Genomic DNA, 20,723 nt, shown 5'->3' on the forward strand with positions numbered 1-20,723 from the left:
GTCTCTTTTCTCTGTTCTCTCATGCGATCTGGTTAACAACGTCTCTTTTCTCTGTGCTTTTATAGCCCGCCATTAGAAGAAGATGCTCCAGCATCGTTTTCTTTACTAGGGCTTGGCGAGATCTCTTCAATTTCTTCTGGTTTTATTATTTGTTTTAACAGGTTTTCCATAAGTTGTTTTTTTACTTGTTCTCCCGGGCTGAGCGAGCTATCTTTCCCCTCTCCAGTCGGAAAAGATAGCTTAATGGTTATATCGTCAATTTCATCGTCTCTTTTCTCCCGTGTGAAGGAGCTGTCTGTCGGTATAGGCGATTTTTGAACAGGCTGAGAGACTTTTAAATCGTACATTTTAAGATTGTCCCATGTCCCTTCGAGTGTAAAACTAGCCTCACGAAAATCTCGTACAGAGTAATACCCGCCTAAAAGTCCAGATAGGAACTTTTGAAGCAACAGGGGGTCTGTAATATTGTCTCCCACGCTTATGAGTCCCTTGATACCGCCAAGGAGGGCATTTAAAGCTTTTAAATTAATGTCTCCCGTGCATTTTAGCGAAACGGTTTTATCTCCAAATCCAAGAGAGCCGCTTGCGTTTAAATAGCGATAAACAGGATCATTAGTAAAAGCGGAAATCCTGCTTCCTGGAAGGAGATAAAGGCTTCTTCCGTCGAGATTGAAATTAGCCATGATCGAACGATAACCAATTTTATCTGTGCCGCTTACTTTCTTAACAAGAGGGAATCCTTCTATGGCCCCTTCTTTTATATAGAGAGAGCCACTTCCGAAAACAAACTTTAACTGCCCCATTGTGCCAGAAGCATCAAGTTTGAGGGTCCCTTCCCCGGAGAGTTTCCCTTCTGGTGGTAGCCAGTCTATAGAGGCTTTTTCCAAGTCAAGCCCTTCTACTATAACATTTGCGTCCCACCTAAACTTTTGAGGATCGAAACTCCCAGAGATTGTACCTTCCCCTCCGTATGCTTGAACCTCCCCATCTGTAATTAAAAATTTCCCATCAGAACTTGTTTCAATGGGAAGCTGAATTCTGGAAAGAGTAAAGCCGTATAGTTTCATCTCTGAAGAAGAGATAAGCCCACTGCCACGAAGGCCTTTTTCGCTAACTTTCCCTTTCCATGAAGCGTTAAGGAAGCCAGAAAAGCGTCCTTTCCCATTTCCATTGGCAGCGAGAAGTTCAAGGGGAATGCCTTTTTCTCCTGTCGTTAAAGAAATTTCCCATCCGTCTTTAGCAAGGTCTCCTCCGCCTAGAATGGTTACAGGAACATTTTTATATATTCCATCGAGGGAAAAAACAAAAGCTCCGTCTTTTTGGGGTTGGGCTTTTAATGAGACGTCACTCAGAACAAGTCCGCCAATACGAATATGTTGAGATGTGCCTGTGGCCGAGATAGATGGTCGTTGTAGGGGGCCAGAAATAGAAATCTCACCAGCGATGTTCCCATCTACAGGTGATTGAGAAAGCCATTGTGACACTATTGCCTGGAGATTTGTGGGAGGGATGGTAATGTTCATATTTAACCCCTTCCCCACAGAAAATGTACCTGCCCCTTCCAATAATGACCCCGCTAGCATGGCCGTAACAGTTTCTATTTGTAACTCTGTTGGCGTCCCTTCTATTTTCGCTGTAACTTTATCGAAAAGAAGGCCAGAAAGCGTCATGTTCTCTCCTTCTATGATGGCTGTTAATAAAGGAGCCCTCGAGGTGCCAAGGATGTTGAAAGTTCCATTTACTTCCCCATCCATTTTTTGCCAGCCTGCCAAGGTAGGACCCATTTTGTTTATTTTCATGTGACGTATATCCCCTGTTATATTGAGAGCTATTCCAGATTGAGCTATGTCAAAGGTACCGGAAAGCAGAAAAAGCCCTCCCCATATCCTTCCTCTGATTGCGTCTAGCGAAAATAGATTTTTTCTATACTTTCCCGACATTTCAAGGTCTTGAAGAGGAACCTTTTCAAAAATTTTATTGTTCTCCCCTTTTGCATTTATAGTAAAAATAGGATCTTTAAGAGAACCTGAAATTTGCCATGTTGCCGATAGAGATCCAGAAGCATGAAGAGGCTTTATATCTGGTAGAAGAGTCTCAAGAGCAGCAGAGGACAGGTTGTTCATGTTTCCTCTTATGTTGCAAATGGGTTCTTCTTTTGCGAAGAGGTGTTGTATCTCCCCCCCTCCTTTGATAGATGTTTTTTGAAAAAGAGCAGCGAAAGAGGAAATAGTAGTAATATTTCCCTTTTGTATGAAATCCAGAGCAAAACTTTCCAGGATATTACCTTTTATTCGAATCCGTTTAGATCGGATCTCTCCCTGAATTTCTGGTGAAGTAGAAAGACCTTGAAGAGAAACAGCAGCAGATACATCCCCTTCGAGGAGAAGAGCTTGAAATTCCGGCGTTATTTTTTGTATATTTTTGAGAGAAAGTTTCGGCACATCGAATGCGAGATCAAGGTTCGCCCCTTTTTCTTTAATAGTAATAGTGCCCTTCCCTTTTACTGGAGTAGCATGCCACAACCCCGAAGCATCTACAGTTATGAGGTGCTCTGGAGAGAAAAAAAGTTTCCCAGTCAGCTTTTCTAGAGGGAAGCCGGAAAGGACAGCAGACGTGCTAGTAAAGGTGGTGACTCCTTCTCTCTTCCCATTATGTATTGCCAACTCTACGCGGAGGGTATCGAGAGTTCCTTGTGCAAAACGAAGCCAGGGGAAAACGCCATACCATTCAGCTGTTTTTAACTCATGTCCCGTTACGTCTATCTGAACCATTTTTTGAGGAGAGATAACGATATTTCCCTGTACGTTGCTTCCAAAGAACAATCCATTTATGTCAAGAAAACTTAACGTCTTGCCATCCCATGCCCAACGAGTTGTTCCCTGCGAAACGTCGAATCCCCAAATGTGCCCCTTCTCCACGGAAAGCTGCCCTTCCGCAACAAGGGATGGCCAACGGCCGCGAAGAATAATGCTGGAAGAAACGGTCCCTTCTAAAGGACGATCAATAGTCTTCTTAGCCGGAGGGAAAGCGAGCATGAATTTTGAGAGATTCACATTCTCTATTTTGCCGGCAAGCCCTATTTCCGGGCATACATATCCAGAAAGTTGGATAGTCCCTTCAGCTATTTTAAAATTCATATATTTAACAGAAATTCTCTCCCCTACTTGCCCTTCCATATTGATCCAGAGAGGGGCGTTATTTATTTTCACCCGCCCGTCTACTGTAATGTGTTGGTTATTTACTGATATTTTGCCTCTCCCAATATCTACAATACCTAAAGAAGAGCTGGTAATTTTCCCTTGGGATACGATGATATCCATAACAATATCTTGAGGTAGGTTCCATCTCCTAGCTTCCTCTTTTTTAAAAGATAGAAAGTGGTCTATGGAAAGAGAGAATTTTTCTAGACGAAGTCTCTTTAATCTCGGGTGGTCTGTTGCAAGAGATAATAGAGAGGGCCGAATAGAAAGAGTGCTAACCTGTCCAACAATAGCCTGACCGTTAGATATAACAACATCATTTATTGTAAACCCTCCAAGGGGGTTCCCATGAATGTCTCCTATTTCTATAGAATAAGAAGTCGCTGTTTCCAAGATTTTTTCCAAAGCTGCTCGAAGCGATGCAGTCCCGAGATCAATTTTAACGAAGGGGAGGAAAAAGATACCTCCTATCGAACAAATGAGGACGAATAGTAAAACAAAATAAATGGATCTTTTCATTGCCCACCTCTTACCCTTTCTTAGTTCACATATATATAAAGTTCACGATACTCTCTCTTGAAGATTTTGTCATCGGGAAGACGTGTAAAGAATACTCGTTTGATAATTTTAATTATTCAGTTTAAAACTACACACATATAGAGCCTTTTTAAAGGGCGTGGATATGTGGATAAGTGGATAACCCAGTGGAGAAGTCGTGGATTTAGTCCCACTTACCCCGTGCATTATAAGGATTGTGGATAACTTGTCCAGATGTGGAAATCATTTATAAAGCCACTAGGCTCTTTCCCATTAGTAGACAAGAGTAAACAGCTGTAATGGGCTATTTAGAATAATTTCACCTCCGCTATTTCCTGAAATCACCTTCCCTACCCCCTCTATGTGAGTCCCTTTTTTTATACTATTTAAAGGAAAAAGATCTTTTTCGCTTTTATATATGATAAGTGAGAGGCGTCCATCACGGAAAATATAACGTAAAGGCGTTTCTTTTACATCTTGAATTGTTGCAGAAAAAGAGACAAAATGTCCTCTCAGGAAAGGAAGGAACTCCCATATCTGTTTCGCAGTGAAACGACGATGACGAGCTAGTCTCCAAAGGCCCGCTTCCCTCTCGCAAGCGTCTCGAAAAGCATTTTGAATTCGGGATACATACTTAACATTAGGAGGAATGGTAGAAGGCATTGCTACACCCTGGCGTACGAGCTCTTCATTGACTAAAAATGTTCCTTCTTTCGTAATGCACCAAATATAGGCAAGAAGACGTTGGTAACAATCCCGTTTTTCAACGTCAAACTCTAAGAGGATTTGTCCCATTTGGAGCAGTTGTGTATTCATCTGAAGGGCTTCCTCCCCTAGTTCCTCTTCTCCACGATGGGGGTGGTGGAGTTCTGGTGTATCTATGAGAAGATAGCGCACCCGTTTTTCTGTTCCGTCGGGGAGAGACACAGAAATAGTATCTCCGTCAATAACTTTCCTCACAGAGACAGGGCAAAAGAAAGACGTGCAGGAAGCTTGTGAAGAAATAACGAAGATGGAGATAAGAACAACAAAAAGAAGCCATAACACAAAAAAGCGTTGCGTTCTTTTTTTAACATTCATAAGATATGCACCCGCCACGTAATATGTCGACAGAGCCAAGGATTTCCACCTGCTGCAATAAAAGATGTAATGGAAGAGATTTCGTATTTATTTATAGAGGGCAGAATAAGGTGTGTTACCCCTGCTGTTTTGAAGAGATGGGGAAGCCATGGAAGGCCTGGGCCTCGAAGAAAAACTCCTTTCATTTGGGAGATATATGGTTGAATGAAAGTAAACCACCTGTTTCGAAGAGTGTCTGAAGAGAGCCAACACCACTTGCATAAAGGTAATTTTTGAGGGGTTTCATCTTCAGGGAAAATATCAGGAGCCTCTCTTTCGTCATCAAGGATCACCATAGACCATCCCCAATCTCGCAGGAAAGGAGTAAGTGTTCGATCGTATCCCATAACTGCAACGTTATCGCCGGCTGGAATTCCTGCTATGGTATCGAGAGGAAGAGAAGGTCCTTCTGGAGGCAAGAGTGCTGCAGCGGCAGCAGAGGCAGCTGCGAATTCTTGAGGGTAAGGGGATGCAAAAAGAGATACGAGATCATGAGCAGTAGAGGCAAGGAGCCTTTGGGTGTGTTCTTCTCTGGAGGATAGTGGGATTTTTTCTCCAGGGGGAACCATGCCGAGCCCCCATCTTCCATCTTCAAAACTAACAATACTTGCGTGCCATCCAAGAATTATTTCTCGAACAGGAGCATCTTTCTGTTCTTTGGCTAGAGAAATAAGTTTTTCAAAAAAGCGCATAAGCGTCCCTCCATCTGTTTGGAAAACTTCCCTTTAAGGGTTATGATAACAAAAATAATGAATGAATATTATTTGATATTAGAGGAGGTTGGCTGATTGCCAGTCCAATTAAATATTGAAGAGATTCTTTGTATGGTTCAACCTTTCCGGCCAGCTTTGGATCGCTATATTGCGGGTCTTGTTTCTTTTTCTGGTCGGGTGCGATTGACAGGACCGCAGGATCCTGAAACCCTATGGGACGAACATGTTCTTGACTGTCTTTTTTCTCTTCCTTTTCTCCCTGATCAAGGGAAGGTTATTGATGTGGGGACTGGTGGAGGGCTCCCTGGGATAGTATGGGCTATATGTAGGCCCGATATACACGTAACTCTTCTTGATAGTGTGCGGAAGAAGTGCAAAGCCCTTGAAGAGCTTGTACAACTTTTGAGGTTAACCAATGTGGATATTGTTTGTGCCAGGGCCGAAGAGTATGCAAGAGAACAGAGGGAACGTTATATGTTAGCTGGCGCTCGGGCAGTAACAGGAACAGGGGTCCTTTTGGAATATCTATCTCCTTTTGTAGCAAAAGGAGGGGGGGTGCTTGCTTTTAAGGGGCCTCTTTACAAGGAAGAGATAGCCCCTTTAGAGGGGAAGTTTTTGCGATTAGGGCTTTCTGCAACAGACATTTCTCCGTATAGCATTAACAAAAAAGAACACTATCTTCTTAAATGGGAAAAAGTATTACCGTGCCCTAAAGAGTTTCCACGGAGATCTGGAATGGCAGAAAAAAAATTTTGGTGGAGGTGACACTGTGCTATCTATAGCTATTACCAACCAGAAAGGTGGAGTTGGGAAAACTACCACGTGCATCAATCTTGCGGCAGAATTAGGAAGCCTTGGCTATTCTGTTCTGGCAGTGGATATGGATCCGCAGGGAAACTGCACAAGCGGATTAGGAGTGGAGCCAGACACTATAAAGACGAGCCTTTATGATGTTCTTTTAGGGGGAGTCTCTATTCATGAAGCATTATCCCCTACCCCTTGGGAAGGCGTAACTCTGTTGCCAGCAACTATCGATTTAGCAGGAGCTGAGGTAGAATTGGCCTCCATTATTAGTCGAGAGACGTGTTTACGCCGTCACATGTCTCTCCTAAAAGATTTTGATGTGGCTATTATCGACTGCCCACCTTCCCTTGGCATGCTTACTATTAACGCTCTTGTTGCGGCGAACAAGCTGATAGTTCCTATACAATGTGAGTATTATGCCTTGGAAGGCGTTGGTCAATTAGCCCGTACCATCGGGCTTATTCGAGATTGTCTGAATCCTGATTTGAATATAGATGGAGTGCTCCTTACAATGTATGATTCCCGTACTCGTTTAGCGAATGATGTGGTAGAGGAAGTGAAGAAACAGTTCGGGGAGGTAGTTTTTTCTACGGTTGTTCCTCGAAACATTAAGCTTTCTGAGGCTCCAAGTCATGCGATGCCCATTGCATACTACGAACCCAACTGTTCTGGAGCCCAAGCGTATTCTACCTTTTCCAGGGAGGTTGCAAAAAGATGGCTGGAAGCAAAGGCAGAGCACTAGGACGGGGGTTAGGAGCCCTCTTGCCAGGGGCTAAGAATGTATCGTCCATCCATAACGATGAGCGGGAAGTACAAACACTTCCTCTCTCTCTTCTTCAACCAAATGATAAACAGCCACGTAAAAGTATGGATGAAAAGAATTTGCAGGCGCTGGCGGAATCCATTCGAACCCATGGAGTGATCCAACCGTTAGTGGTTCGTAAAGTGGGGGAAATGTATAACATTGTAGCTGGAGAGCGACGCTGGAGAGCGGCTCAGATAGCAGGCCTTAACGAAGTCCCAGTATGTTTTTTTAATGGGACAGATCAGGAAGTACAGGAGATCTCTCTTATTGAAAATATCCAGCGGGAAGACCTTTCACCCTTAGAAATAGCTAGAGCTATTCGAGAACTTATTGACATATTTTCTCTTACTCAAGAAGAAGTTGCTGAACGAATAGGATGGAGTCGCACCCTTCTAACAAATAAATTGCGTTTATTGCAATTACCTTCTTCTATTCAAAAAATGCTTGAAGAAGAAGATATTACAGAGGGCCATGCTCGAACATTGCTTGGCCTTCAATCTGAAGGACATATGCTGGTACTTGCACGGCGAGTACAGAAAGAGCATCTTTCTGTTCGGCAATTGGAATTGCTTGTGAAGCGATTTAAGGAGGGCTCTTGGGAGGAATCTAAGGAAAAGACTTCTTGTAAACAGAAATGTCCAGCTGTGTTCGAACACCTTGCAAAACAATATGGTCTTCAGGCACGGATTTCGGGAGATGGGGACGCATTACGTCTTTCTATTCGTGGTTTATCCATGGAACAGATAGAAAAATTGGGTTCTCTTCTTCAAGAATCAGCTGTCCAATTATTTCCCGGGAAATAGGGGAGGCGTTTTATATTGAAGGGACTAGAGGACCTTTTATTATTTGGAAAGGTTATTTCAACAGCCCTTCTTATAGCAGGTTATATATTCTTGGGCTATTGGATCGGGCGGTGGCTTTTTTCTAGAGGATACCCCGATACGGTTATTATAGGGTGTACATTATTAGGTGCCATTATTGGTTTATGGCAAGGATGGCTTTATTTAAAACAGATATGGCGTAAAAATAAAAGAAAGAGATAATTATTAATGTTTCACGTGAAACATATAGCGGAGGTGTGGCATCGTGGAAAGTATTTTTGCCCCATGGCGTATGGCTTATATCTCAAGTTCGACGGAAGAAAAAGAAGAGCATTGTATCTTTTGTGACTTTCCCAAAGAAGACCGAGATGAGGACCGTTTAATTTTGTTTAGGGGAGAAAAATGTTTTGTAATGTGTAATGCATTTCCTTACAATCCTGGACATTTAATGGTTGCCCCGTATCGACATACAGCGTTATATGAAAATCTTCTTGATGAAGAATTGTTGGAGATGCACCGCTTGGCTGGTCATTGTTTAAAAGTTTTAAAAAAAGTTATGGCACCACAAGGATTTAATCTCGGAGTAAATTTAGGCCGAGTTGGAGGGGCTGGTTTTGATGGCCATTTGCATTTGCATATAGTTCCTCGATGGAATGGAGATACTAACTTTATGCCAGTTTTAGCTGAGACTAGAGTGATCCCAGAAAGTCTTGAACAGACATATTGCAAAATAAAAGATGCATGGAGCCTTGAATGATTTCTGATTTTTTTTATGAACCTTTAAACAATGTAACGTACGAACTAAAAATAAAACGTTCTCTTTTCATTGCCCACGTAAGTGTTTCCAGAAGTGAGGAGATAGCCCGCCAGTTTATTTCAGATGTATCTCAAAAACATAAACAAGCAACCCATAACTGTTGGGCCTATAGGGTAGGAATTGATCCTATTATAGAATATTGTTCAGATGCAGGAGAGCCTTCAGGTACAGCTGGGAAACCTATATTAGGAGCAATTCAACGAGCGAACTTAACTTTTACGACTGTTGTCATAACGCGCTATTTTGGAGGTATTAAATTAGGCGTTCGAGGCCTTATTGAGGCGTATGGGAATGCAACAACCCAAGCACTTGAAAAAGCAGGGAAAAAAGAGGGTCGAATGGGCAAAAGAGGATATGTAGAATTTCCTTACTCTCTTTATAAAACAATAGTCTATCAGTTAAAAAATCGCGATGTTTCAGAAGAAAGTATGCTTCCTGCCTATGCTGAAACGATTACTCTATCTTTTTTTGTCCCCCTTTCTTCTGTTCCTTCTGTAGAATCTTATTTATCAGAAGAAGAGGCTTCCGGTATGATAAAAAAATGGGGATGGGAAGAAACGTCCAAAGATCAGTAATAGTCAATACCTATATACTCTTTAATATTAAGGAGAAGGGGCTTTACACCTCCCTATGTTAACCTATATAATAGCCTGGTTAACATAGGGAGGTGCTTTTTTGTGAGATTTTCTGTTCGTAGCATGGCGATTGTTTCTCTCTTTTCTGTTTTAACGGCAGTGAGTGCGCAAATACGCATTCCTTTTCCAATTGTACCTATGACATTGCATGTTTTTGTGGTTTTGTTAGCAGGAATGCTTTTGGGGCCTAAAAATGGCGCTTTATCTCAACTTCTCTATTTTTTGCTTGGTGTTCTTGGCCTCCCGTTTTTTGCTGGCGGAGGAGGCGTGCAAATTTTTTTGTCTCCTACGATTGGTTACTTAGTGGGCTTTGTTATTGCTTCGTGGGTAGCTGGAAGCATTGTTTGGAAAATAGATATTCCTAAGGAGAATATTTTTCTATATGGGATAGCTGCTTTTGTTGGTCTCTTTGTAATTTACTGTATGGGAATGGTTGGCCTATATGTAAATCTTAATTTAATAGCAGGAAAAGCTGTGAGTTGGTTCGGTGTATTTAAGATAGGAGTTATGCCTTTTCTTCTTTCTGATATTATAAAAGGAATAGGAGCTACATTTTTTGCGTGGAGAATTGTTCCTCTTCTTCAAAAATCTGGATTTATAACAATATAACTTAAAAAGTCAAGGAAAAGGGAGGCCCTTAAAAAATTTTTAGGGGGCCTCCCTTTTTATAATGTCCGCACTTGACTGGCAAAATAAGGGGGAATAGGGTTTGATTTTATTTGACCAATCATGGATTTAAAATCGTAACACTATCGATATAATGTTTCACGTGAAACTTTCGATACGCGCCTTTTTCATTCATATAGCGAATTTTCCCAAAGATAGGCCTTTCGGGCCAAGGTCTATCATGAACGCCGCCTATAGACCATGCTATGCCTGTATATCCATTGGGGTCTCGTCCATCTATTTCGTAATGGTCGTTTAAGTAGATTGCTCTTTTCAAGGCTTCTTCTGGAGAGGGGGACCATTCAAGGATTTTTTTCGCCCAATACATTCGAAGCCAACTGTGAAGTTTCCCATGAATGCACATGTCTTTCTGAGCCGCATTCCAGAGAGGATCATGTGTTTCTCCCTGTTCAAGTAATTCTAAGGAGTAAAAATATGGGCGAGGATCGAAACGGTGTTTGTTCAATGTGTTTTTTGCCCAATCAGGGAATGCATCGAATGTGTCATAGTTATCTGTATAAAAACAAAAATTATCGGCTAATTCTCTTCGAACAATAAGTTCTTCCAAAAAGTCTTCTCGTGATTGAGTGTCTATTTCTTCCTCCCCCTTATAAGATATGACTTCATAAGCTACTCGTTGAGGAGAAATATGCCCAAAATGCAGATAGGGGGAGAGGCCGGATAAGCAATCTACAGTGGGGTTATTTTTTTGTGTACTATATTGAGATATTTTTGTCTGTAGAAAAAATTCAAGTTTCTTCATCCCGTACGTTGTCCCAGGAGTCCATTGTAGGGATGGAATATTATTAAAATGAGGAAATACTTTTTCAACTACAGCCTGAAAGGGGTCTGTCTCTATAGTTTGTGAGTAAGGATGAAACAAAAGAGGAGGAATGTTTGTAAGAAAAGAGGGAAGTAACTTATTAATTTTAGATCGGAATGCCCTGGCAGTATATTCCCTTTTAGGGGAGGCTGTCCAACAAGGAATAATATTATGAGCATCCACTTCATAGAAAGGGATATGGATTTGTTCCGTTATTTGATAAATCCATTCTTTCTTAATGCGAAGGGGGTTAAAGTCTGTAAATAGCGCAGCGGCTTTAATGTCTTCTAATGTCTGTGGTAGGGAAAGAGGAGCTGCACCTGATAGTATGCATAAGGGGATGTTATAAGAAGCAAGTTCGTCTCTAACACGTTCAAGCCCGTGAATCATGAATGAATACATTGTTTTGTTTGCATGAAGATAGGATGGGGTTAAGCAGAATAGTACATGCAGAGGCTTCCTTTGTTCGAGGGCGTATTTTTGGGCAGCGAGCAAGGCCCAGTTGTCTCGAGCTCGTTGGTCTCTATTCATCCAATATACTACTGGACCTTCCCCAAGCTCTCCTTCTCTTATAATACGCATTCTTTTTTCCACGCCGATTCAGTCCTCTCTTTCCTAAAAGTCGTCCCCATTTATTTCCTGGGAAATAATAGTCATTTATCTTTTGAAAATATGTATAATGAAAAATATATCATTATTGCTTCTAGCCAGTATAAAGGGTAGGGTAAACGGATTTTTATAAGGGTGGGATTATAGATGTGGATTTCTTACATGGCTTTATTAGGCCGTATCATATTGCTTGGTTTTGAACGAATTGTAGTAAAGATGTTAGGAAACGATGCTAATCCTTCGGCAGCTTTGATGCTTTTTGTTGGATTGGCCACTCTTTTTCTTTCCCCTTTCGTTTGTTTTATTCTCATGTCAGAAAGTGTGGATTGGAGTTTTTTGAAATATGTAGCAGGAAGCAGCGTTATTTATTCCTTTGCTTTTCTCCTCTATATTAAGGCTTTAGCAGAAGGAGAAGTATCTCTTGTTTCTCCTCTCTATAATTTCAACATACTTTTTCTTCTTCTTCTTTCAGTTGTTTTTCTATCAGAATCATTATCTGTCATGAAGGGGGTAGGATTGTTTTTTTTGCTTTATGGGGCAACCTTCCTCAATCGTCAAAAGAACATCTATCAATCATTAAAAGCCTTGTTTGTCGATAGACCTTGCCAGATGATGATGGTGTCCTCTCTCCTTTTGGCTATTGGACGGGTAATTGATAAAGGAAATGTATCAACAACATCTCCTGTTCTTTATTCTTTTTTCCTTTATTTCTTTGTGACTTTATATCTCGGAGTTTGGCTGGTTATTACAGGGGCATTTAAAGAAGTGTTCTCGTTGTTTCATTGTCGTCCGTGGGTTTCTTTAGCCAGTGGATTTATAAATGCTTACGCTTATCTTTGTTTGCTTATTGCTTTCCAAAGCGTAGAAGTGAGCATTGCTGAACCTTTATCTATGTTGAGCATGGTGGTTACGTTATTGTTGTCAGTGATTGTTTTCAAGGAAAAGATACGCCAACGCATTACAGGTGTTTTACTCATGTTCGTCGGGGCGTGGTTTCTTTTTTCTTTTTGAGAAAAAATAGAGGAGAAACTCTTTTCTTTCCCTTACATGTTAGTAAATAAAACCCAATCAAATTTACTCGACTGGGTTTTATTTACCTTCTTACAGTGTTTTATCCCTTAATCTAACCATTTCTCTATATTTGTGAGATAGAGGGTGTGGAGACGTCGGGTTATTTCCCCAGGCTTACCATTCCCAATAACTTGATCTCCCACGCGTACAACAGGTACAACCTCTTTTACAGTTCCAGTAATAAAAGCTTCGTCAGCTTCTGAAAGTTCCGTGAGGAGAGGACACCTTTCCTCCACTTCTATTTGTTCTTTCCGGGCTATTTCTAAAATAATTTTTCGAGTTGTTCCTGAAAGAACGCGAGTCGTAGGGGCCGTAATAATTCGGTTATTTTTTACAAGAAAAAAGGTGCTGTGAGCCCCCTCTACTATTTCTCCTTCTGGACAATAAAGTATTTCGAAGGTCCCTTTAGCTGCTTTTTGCCCTGTAAAGGAGAGCATGTAATTAATACTCTTAGCGCTGGGAAGATATCGTTCAGCGTTAATGGGGTGAAGAGTGACTCCTTTTTCATATATTTCCTGGTTTGGTTTTTCAACAGTCTCAAAAAGTACAAAGAAACGAGGAGAATTGAAAAGCTGATTCTCTCCGAAAGAGTCGCCTCCAGTTATATATGGACGAATAAGGACTTCTGAGTCCATTTTTGCGATACCTTCTCTTATTATCTCTGCAATATGGTCTAGAGAGAGAGGCATAACCATTGACGAAGAAATAGCGGAACCTTCAAGGCGCTCAAGATGAGATCGAAGCATTAAAGGGCGCCGAGAGTGAGTACAAATTGTTTCAAAAACGCCTACACCTCGTTGAATAATAAGGTCTGTAACAGGGAGGGTCGCTTCCTCTAAAGGGAGATATTTTCCATTCATATAACATAGGTTCATAGCATTGTTCACCTCTTCATATTTTCGCTAGCTGCGATGGCTAGTATAACGTGAAAGGAAATATGATGCATCAGTTTTTCTTCTAACAGATAAGAATGGTATGATATTAAAATAAAGATCTAAAGGGGGCTGCTTTATCCTGTTCTTCTGGCGCTTTTGCAATGATTTCATGTTTATAAAAATAGTGCAAAAATGGCCAAGACACTGTGAAAGATGCTTTCTTATAGTGTCATTGTTTTTGTTGTTCCTTTTCCCCTTGCCCATCTATGGAAAAACTTCAATCTCTCATGTTCCAACGCTACTCGTTTTGCATTCTTACCATGAAGGCTATCCTTGGTCTGATGGTTTAACCGATGGAATTATGAAAACTTTTTCTCAATGGAATAGTACAACAAGAATTTTTGTAGAATATCTTGATGCAAAACGCTCCGTTCCGGGCAAATATATAGCACACTTTGAAAATACTCTTCGGCTTAAGTATCAGAATATTCCTCTCGATGCCATCTTATGCTGTGATGATGAAGCTTTTTCTTTCCTCGCTCACTCTGGCAAAAGACTTTTCGGGGAAATACCTTTTATTTTCTGTGGGGTGAATAGCCGTAATTTTTCTCCCGATGAAATAGGGGCAAACACGACTGGAATTATAGAGCGAGTTGACATAGAAGGAACGCTGCGTTTGGCTTTAAGATTCTATCCTTATACGAGACACATTGCTGTTATTAGCGACTTGTCTCCCACTGCTATGAGTATTATCTCTCTTTTTCGTCAGAGTATAATTCCCTTCTCAGTTGAACTGGAAGAAATTGATCTTTTAGGGTTTTCGCATAAGGAATTAGAGAAAGCCCTAAAATCTCTTCCATCTCAGACCATCGTTCTTCTATTGCAATTTTCCAGCAATGGAGAGGAAGAATATATGTCTCCTACAGAGGTTATATCCTTTATTCAGCAAGCTACCGATTCTCCTATATTTAGCTTTTGGGATATTATGATAGAGGCAGGTGCCTTGGCTGGCAGTGTCTTACAGGCTAAAGAGCATGGCCGTGGAGCAGCTGCTTTGGCTATACAAGCATTGGAAGGCACGCCTCCTTCTGATATACCGATTCGTGAGGATTCTCCAATTTTTATGGTTAACTACCCTTCGCTGGAGTCGCGTTCCCTTTCTTTACGAGATGTTCCATACCTCGCTGTTTTTGTGAACGAACCTCAAAGTTTTTTATACAAGTATCGCAGAGTTATTGCTATAAGTGCAGCCATTACGACAATCCTTTTTATCCTCGCCCTCGCCCTTTTTTGGAATGATAGGCAGCTTAAAATAGAAATGGAGGCTCTTCGTTCTGAAACGGAACTTCTTGAGAAGCTTTTTGAAAACGCTCCTCATGGCACAATCCTTACAGATTGTAAAGGAAGGATTGTGAGGGCTAACAGGGTTTTTCTCAGAATGTTTGGATATAAACTAAAGGAAGTTTTAGGGCAAGATGCCGATCTTTTGCTTACCGATAGTCCTGATCTTTTAAAAAATGCCAGGGAGCTTTCAGCAGTAACAGTCAGAGGTGGCGTTATAAGTGAAAAAGAGACGTATAGAGTGAGAAAAAATGGGGTTCCTCTGCCAGTTCTTATTTCTACATACCCTTTGGTAGTAGATGGACTCTATCGAGGGTGTTACGGTATCTATTCAGATAATACCGCATCAAAAAAAAGAGAAGAAGCCGTTCGAGAACACTTACGAATGAAGGAAATAGTGGCATCTACATCAGCTCATCTTGTGAGCGATGAGCCTTTTGAGCAAACGGTTCTTGCCGTTCTTCATGAAGTTTGGCAGATTACAAAAACTCGCTATATGGCGTTTTTTTTCTTCGATACATCTGTTTTTGACAGAGGAATAGCCTATGTGCGGCATAGGGATGCAAAAGAGGGGGGTGGAGAATCTTTTCCATTGACTTTCGATGAAGTAGAGCCTTTAAAACGAGTCCTTTCGTCTCAGACCATGCTTTGTTTTGGTGAAGAGTATCCATTTTATTGGTCTTCTTTTGACAAAAATAGAATTTTTAAACCCTATCCTAAGGAATCGGTGTATATGCTCCCCATTCTTTGTGAAGATGAAGTTGCAGGATGTTTGACGTGTGCATCCTGTTGGGAGGGAGAGGCAAAAAATTCTGTAAAAAACCTTCTTGAAATCGTCGCTTTATTGCTTGGAGCTGCTTTATCGCGTAGGAAGACAAATCAATTATTTCGCGATAATATTTTATTGTTAGAAAAGACATTTCAGGAAACTTTTCATCTAATGGGACGATTACTGGAAATTAAAGATCCTTACACAGTGGGACATCAACAGAAAGTAGCTATTTTAGCTCGGTTTATAGGGAGAGCCCTGCATTTATCTTCTTTTCAAGTTGATTCTATTTATTACGCGGCTCTTGTGCACGATATAGGAAAAATCCCCATACCATCATCTATTCTCAGTAAACCTGGTAGCCTCAATGCGGCTGAATTTGCCATTATAAAAGAACACGCTCACTATGGAGCCGATATTCTTTCTTCTATTTGTTTTCCATGGCCGATTGCCGATATTGTGCGACAACATCATGAGCGTTTTGATGGATCAGGGTATCCTTGTGGATTAAAAGGGGATGAAATACGCCTTGAAGCCAGAATTATTTCAGTGGCGGATGTAGTGGAAGCAATGTCTTCTTTCCGTCCATACCGCCCCGCGTTGGGGGTAGATGCAGCTTTGCGAGAGATTCAAGAGCACCGTGGAGATTGGTTCGATCCTCAGGTTGTAGATACATGCATAGATGTTTTTGCGCGACATGGAAATACTATATGGGACAACGTATTACGTTCTTCTATTCATGTATAATGTGGTTCGACGAAAAGAAGGCGCACGTTCACTTGTCTGAAGGGGGGTACTTGCGTGTTTTTCCAAGTGTTGGCTATTAATCCTGGTTCTACAAGCACAAAGATTGCTTGGTTTCACGACGATGAGGAACAGTGGAGGGAAACCGTTCATCATGACCTCGAAATACTGGCCAAGTACGACCATATCGTCGATCAATTTGAATTTCGCTTGGCAACGATTCAAGAAGCGGCAACAGCTCATGGCGCATTTTTCCATTCTCTTAGTGCAGTAGTGGGTCGAGGAGGTCTTGTAGACCCCATCCCTGGAGGAACATATACTATGAGTGACGCTTTGTTAAGTAGACTTAAGCTGGGAAAGCCTTGGGAACATGCTTCAAACCTTGGTGGAATTCTTGCAGATGCTATAGCAAATCCTCTTCATATCCCCGCCTTTATTGTGGACCCTGTAGCTGTAGATGAAATGGATGAAGTAGCGAGGATTACAGGTCTTCCTGAATTGCCTAAAATATCTTTAGCTCATGCTTTAAACGTGAAAGCTACTGTGCGATTAGCTGCGCGAGATCTTGGTAAGCCTTGGGATAAGGTGAACTTTGTAGTGGCTCATATCGGTGGCGGCTCTACTGTTTGTGCCCATTGCCAAGGGCGTATGATAGATCTTAACAGCGGTAACGATTTTGGCCCATTTTCTCCAGAGCGAGCAGGGGGATTGCCTGCAGTAGATCTTGTACGCCTTTGTTTTAGTGGCCAGTATAGCCTTAAAGACATGCTCCGTAAGCTCGTAGGAAAAGGTGGTCTTATGGCCTATCTAGGGACGAGTGACATGAGGGAAGTAAAGAAAAGAATAGGGTCGGGAGATGCCAAGGCGAAGCTGGCTTATGAAGCGATGGCCTATCAATTTGCAAAAGAAATTGCTGCTCAGGCTACGGTTATGGCCGGTAAAGTAGACGCTATACTGATTACAGGAGGCGTTGCTTACGATAGTGATTTTGTTGCTTTGATACAGAACCGTGTTCAATGGATAGCACCAGTTTTAGTCTATCCTGGCGAAGACGAGATGAAAGCTTTGGCCGATGGAGCCCTTCGGGTTCTTAGGGGAGAAGAAAAAGCTAAAATATACGAACAAAGTCTTGTGGGAGGGAAAATAGAATGATGCACAACCTCGATTTTCTGATCGATATGTGTAAAAAGGGGCGACGTATGAACCTTGCCGTAGCCTGCCCCTACGGCGACGATGTTCTTGGGGCAGTATGTGAAGCCCACAAGTTAGGATTGATTAATGGACTCCTTATCGGTAACCCTAAAAACATTCGTGCTAAAGCAGAAGAACATGGTTTCGATCTTGCGGGACTTTCTCTTATCGAAGAGAAAGATGATTATTCCGCAACGGAAAAAGCTGTCCAGATGGTTTCATCAGGAGATGCGGACCTTTTGATGAAGGGGCTCATAAAAACTGCGACGTTGCTTCATGCTGTTTTGAACAAGGAGTGGGGGCTTCGAACTGGATCTCTTCTTTCCCACCTTTTCCTTTTTGAGATACCTCTTCTCCAGAAAAGAGTCATTGGTATCTCTGATGGGGGTATGAATATGTACCCAGATTTGAATGCTAAAGTTGCTATCGTAGAAAATGCGGTAAAGTGTTACCATAAAATTGGTGTTAGTAATCCCCTCATTGCAGCTCTAGGCGCTGTAGAGGTGGTTAATCTTGATATGCCTGCCACTCTCCATGCTGCGGCTCTTACCCAAATGAACCGCCGAGGTCAGATTACTGGATGTACTCTCGATGGGCCTTTTGCTCTTGATAATGCTGTAAGTATAGAGGCAGCGCAGATTAAAGGTATTGATTCGCCTGTAGCAGGACATGCTGACATGCTTTTAGTCCCTTCCATAGAGGCGGGTAACATGATAGGTAAAGTACTGTTGTATATGACTGGGGGGCGGGGGGCGGGTGTTATCCTTGGAGCTAAAAAACCAATAGTGCTCACTAGTCGTTTCGATTCTATGGAAACAAAATTGCTTTCTATAGCCCTTGGGGCTGTGGTAGCGAGTAAAGATTAGTTTTTTATTTTAAATTCTATAAATTCTATCAAGGAGGTCTTTAATTCTCATGGAACAGATTCGCTCTCTGACTCAACTACTTGAGTATGCAAAGAAAATTGGTTCGGAAAAAGGGCCCAAAAAGCTTTCTGTTGCAATGGCGGAAGACGCAGGTCTTCTCTCTGCCATTGAAGAGGCCAGAATTGCTGGTTTTGCTGAAGCCATATTGGTTGGACACAAGGAAAAGATAGAGGAGGCAGCGAAAGAAGCTAATATCGATTTAGCTCATTATGAAATAGTGGACGAGGTTAAAGGAGAGGCATTTATGGGCTTGACTGCCGTAGAAAAAGTTTCTTCCGGCAAAGCTGATATCTATATGAAAGGGCAGCTCCATACCAACCATTTCCTTCGCGGAATGTTGAACAAAGAGGTGGGGCTACGTAAGGGGAAAAATACCATCTCCCACTGCTATTTTCACTCTGTAGAAGGATACGATAGAGTTTTCTTTATTGCAGACGCAGCTTTTAATATGTATCCTGATCTGCAGGGCAAGGCAGATATTCTTCAAAATACAGTGAATTTTGCTCGAGCTTTTGGAGTTGCAGAACCTAAGGCAGCAGTATTGGCAGCTGTGGAAGTGGTTAATCCTGACATGCCTTGTACTATTGATGCTGCGGCATTGACTCAGATGAATCGTCGTGGTCAGATTAAAAATTGTATTGTTGACGGTCCTTTCGCTCTTGATAACGCAGTAAGTGAAGAGTCTGCTCGCACGAAGGGAATAATATCTCCAGTGGCGGGGTATGCCGATATCCTTCTGGTTCCAGATATTGAAGCTGGTAACATGATGGTCAAAGCTCTTGTCTATTTCTCGAAAAACGAAACAGCTGGTTTAATTCTCGGAGCGGCAGCACCAGTTATCTTGACGAGTCGTGCTGATTCGCCGAGAGCCAAACTTCTTTCCATAGCCGCAGCTGTTGTTCTTTCATCCTTCGAAGAATAACCCCTAATACAATTAAATATACCTCATGTAGAGAGGGCTTTTAAAGCCCTCTCTACAAAAGAGAAGGAGGAGCAATCGTGAGGATACTTGCCATAAACCCAGGCTCTACGAGTACTAAAATAGCTCTTTTCGATGACACATCTCAGGTTTGGGATGATGCACAAAGGTACCCGATCCATCAGATCCGACAGTTCCCCTCCATTTCAGCTCAGGAAGAATTCCGTTTTATAGAAATTAAAAAAATATTGGAAGTACATAATACAGACCCATCTTCTCTTGATGCTATAGTGGGAAGAGGTGGCCTTTTGAAACCCATTCCTGGCGGTACTTATATAATAAACGATGTAATGCTTGATGATCTTCGATCATGTCGATACGGTTCTCATGCCTGTAATCTTGGAGCCCCCCTGGCTTTTAGGCTGGCTCAGGAAAGTGGATGTGGGAAGGCTTATACTGTAGATCCAGTTGTTGTAGATGAGATGATTCCCGAAGCACGCCTTTCTGGATTGCCAGAAATAGAGCGTCGCTCTCTCTTCCATGCGCTTAATCAGAAGGCGGTTGCGCGTCATGCTTCTTCAGAACTAGGGAAAGAGTATAAGGAATGCTCTTTTATAGTAGCCCATATGGGTGGAGGTATATCTGTAGGAGCTCACGATCATGGGCGAGTCATAGATGTGAATAATGCTCTTGACGGAGAAGGACCATTTACCCCGGAACGATCTGGCTCTTTACCTGCAGGGACTCTTGTACACCTTGCCTTTAGCGGTCAATATGATTTGAATGGTCTTTTAAGGCGTTTAGTAGGGGAAGGCGGAATTGTCGCCTATCTTGGTACGAATGATTTGAGAGAAGTTTTACAAATGATCGAGGCCGGAGACGCAAAAGCGGCTCTTATTTTTGAAGCCCTAGCCTATCAGATTGCAAAAGAAATAGGGGCCTCGTCTGCGGTGTTGAAAGGTTTGGTAGATGGAATTATCCTCACAGGAGGCCTTGCGTATAGTGAAAGCCTTGTGGAAAAAATCCGAAAAAGGGTTTCTTTCATTGCTCCAGTTTTTGTCTACCCTGGAGAGGATGAGCTAAGAGCATTAGCAGAAGGAACGCTTCGTGTCCTTACAGGTCAGGAAAAACCGAGAGAATATCGTTAAATATGAAGAGAAAAAGGGCCCCATTCATGAGGGCCTTAGATTGCAGACACAGCCCCTCGGAAAAGTCTTTCCGAGGGGCTGTGTTCGTCTTTTCATAAAGATCTGGCGAAGTTTTATTTGCAAAAAAAAGAGAGAATGTTATGATTATTTTGGTTTCGTATAATAGATGAAAAATCCATGGAGTGAAACA

General features: G+C 41.9%; 18 protein-coding genes. 13 read left to right on the forward strand and 5 right to left on the reverse strand.

The features are described from left to right. Positions 1-59: 59 nt before the first annotated feature. The 3 genes from B3L97_RS01560 to B3L97_RS01570 all read right to left on the reverse strand — a co-directional run bounded on the left by B3L97_RS01560 (position 60) and on the right by B3L97_RS01570 (position 5,548). Positions 60-3,719, reverse strand: coding sequence for a hypothetical protein (locus tag B3L97_RS01560; protein WP_286933272.1), 3,660 nt, complete (start codon positions 3,717-3,719; stop codon positions 60-62). Positions 3,720-4,010: 291 nt separating this feature from the next. Next, entirely contained in the window at positions 4,011-4,817 is an 807-nt protein-coding gene (locus B3L97_RS01565; protein ID WP_024821346.1) for a thermonuclease family protein, read from the reverse strand. Next, on the reverse strand, positions 4,814-5,548 hold the full coding sequence (locus B3L97_RS01570; RefSeq protein WP_286846975.1) for a Rossmann-like domain-containing protein: 735 nt from the start codon (positions 5,546-5,548) through the stop codon (positions 4,814-4,816). The genes B3L97_RS01565 and B3L97_RS01570 overlap by 4 nt, the downstream gene beginning before the upstream one ends. Before the next feature lie 96 nt (positions 5,549-5,644). Here B3L97_RS01570 and rsmG point away from each other — a divergent pair, with 96 nt between their 5' ends. The 7 genes from rsmG to B3L97_RS01605 all read left to right on the forward strand — a co-directional run bounded on the left by rsmG (position 5,645) and on the right by B3L97_RS01605 (position 10,060). Next, a complete protein-coding gene (gene rsmG, locus B3L97_RS01575) occupies positions 5,645-6,334 on the forward strand; it encodes a 16S rRNA (guanine(527)-N(7))-methyltransferase RsmG (protein ID WP_024821348.1) in 690 nt (229 codons plus the stop codon). Positions 6,335-6,338: 4 nt separating this feature from the next. Further along, positions 6,339-7,115, forward strand: a complete 777-nt coding sequence (locus B3L97_RS01580) for a ParA family protein (protein WP_024821349.1) — start codon at positions 6,339-6,341, stop codon at positions 7,113-7,115. Continuing rightward, positions 7,088-7,981: a ParB/RepB/Spo0J family partition protein gene (locus B3L97_RS01585; protein WP_286846978.1), complete on the forward strand. Its 894-nt coding sequence runs from the start codon at positions 7,088-7,090 to the stop codon at positions 7,979-7,981. Before B3L97_RS01580 ends, B3L97_RS01585 begins: the two co-directional genes overlap by 28 nt. Before the next feature lie 15 nt (positions 7,982-7,996). After that, on the forward strand, positions 7,997-8,221 hold the full coding sequence (locus B3L97_RS01590; protein ID WP_024821351.1) for a hypothetical protein: 225 nt from the start codon (positions 7,997-7,999) through the stop codon (positions 8,219-8,221). Between the two features lie 43 nt (positions 8,222-8,264). Further along, entirely contained in the window at positions 8,265-8,756 is a 492-nt protein-coding gene (locus tag B3L97_RS01595; RefSeq protein WP_286933277.1) for an HIT family protein, read from the forward strand. Further along, positions 8,753-9,391 carry an IMPACT family protein gene (locus B3L97_RS01600; protein ID WP_024821353.1) on the forward strand — a complete coding sequence of 213 codons (639 nt, stop codon included), beginning with the start codon at positions 8,753-8,755 and terminating at the stop codon, positions 9,389-9,391. The genes B3L97_RS01595 and B3L97_RS01600 overlap by 4 nt, the downstream gene beginning before the upstream one ends. Before the next feature lie 102 nt (positions 9,392-9,493). Continuing rightward, the gene (locus B3L97_RS01605; RefSeq protein WP_286846982.1) at positions 9,494-10,060 is read left to right on the forward strand and encodes a biotin transporter BioY; all 567 of its coding nucleotides are present in this window, start codon (positions 9,494-9,496) and stop codon (positions 10,058-10,060) included. A gap of 118 nt (positions 10,061-10,178) precedes the next feature. Here the strand turns inward: B3L97_RS01605 and phrB are convergent, their stop codons facing one another. Continuing rightward, positions 10,179-11,534, reverse strand: coding sequence for a deoxyribodipyrimidine photo-lyase (phrB, locus tag B3L97_RS01610; protein ID WP_286933280.1), 1,356 nt, complete (start codon positions 11,532-11,534; stop codon positions 10,179-10,181). Between the two features lie 162 nt (positions 11,535-11,696). Between phrB and B3L97_RS01615 the strand changes: the two genes are divergently transcribed. Then, entirely contained in the window at positions 11,697-12,560 is an 864-nt protein-coding gene (locus B3L97_RS01615; protein WP_286846987.1) for an EamA family transporter, read from the forward strand. Positions 12,561-12,667: 107 nt separating this feature from the next. Here B3L97_RS01615 and B3L97_RS01620 read toward each other — a convergent pair whose 3' ends face one another. Further along, entirely contained in the window at positions 12,668-13,495 is an 828-nt protein-coding gene (locus tag B3L97_RS01620) for an aminotransferase class IV (protein ID WP_286933283.1), read from the reverse strand. 226 nt (positions 13,496-13,721) lie between these two features. Here B3L97_RS01620 and B3L97_RS01625 point away from each other — a divergent pair, with 226 nt between their 5' ends. From B3L97_RS01625 to buk (B3L97_RS01645), 5 genes are all read left to right on the forward strand, one after another. Next, positions 13,722-16,352: an ABC transporter substrate binding protein gene (locus tag B3L97_RS01625; RefSeq protein ID WP_286933285.1), complete on the forward strand. Its 2,631-nt coding sequence runs from the start codon at positions 13,722-13,724 to the stop codon at positions 16,350-16,352. 54 nt (positions 16,353-16,406) lie between these two features. Next, positions 16,407-17,501 (forward strand): butyrate kinase, encoded by a 1,095-nt coding sequence (gene buk, locus B3L97_RS01630; RefSeq protein ID WP_024821359.1) that lies wholly within the window; start codon positions 16,407-16,409, stop codon positions 17,499-17,501. Further along, positions 17,498-18,406, forward strand: coding sequence for a bifunctional enoyl-CoA hydratase/phosphate acetyltransferase (locus B3L97_RS01635; protein ID WP_286933287.1), 909 nt, complete (start codon positions 17,498-17,500; stop codon positions 18,404-18,406). The genes buk (B3L97_RS01630) and B3L97_RS01635 overlap by 4 nt, the downstream gene beginning before the upstream one ends. Before the next feature lie 49 nt (positions 18,407-18,455). Continuing rightward, the gene (locus B3L97_RS01640; RefSeq protein ID WP_286933290.1) at positions 18,456-19,388 is read left to right on the forward strand and encodes a bifunctional enoyl-CoA hydratase/phosphate acetyltransferase; all 933 of its coding nucleotides are present in this window, start codon (positions 18,456-18,458) and stop codon (positions 19,386-19,388) included. Positions 19,389-19,465: 77 nt separating this feature from the next. Continuing rightward, a complete protein-coding gene (gene buk / locus B3L97_RS01645) occupies positions 19,466-20,533 on the forward strand; it encodes a butyrate kinase (protein ID WP_024821362.1) in 1,068 nt (355 codons plus the stop codon). Positions 20,534-20,723 lie beyond the last annotated feature (190 nt).

Source organism: Aminobacterium sp. UBA4834, assembly GCF_002400205.1.
Lineage (GTDB): Bacteria > Synergistota > Synergistia > Synergistales > Aminobacteriaceae > Aminobacterium > Aminobacterium mobile.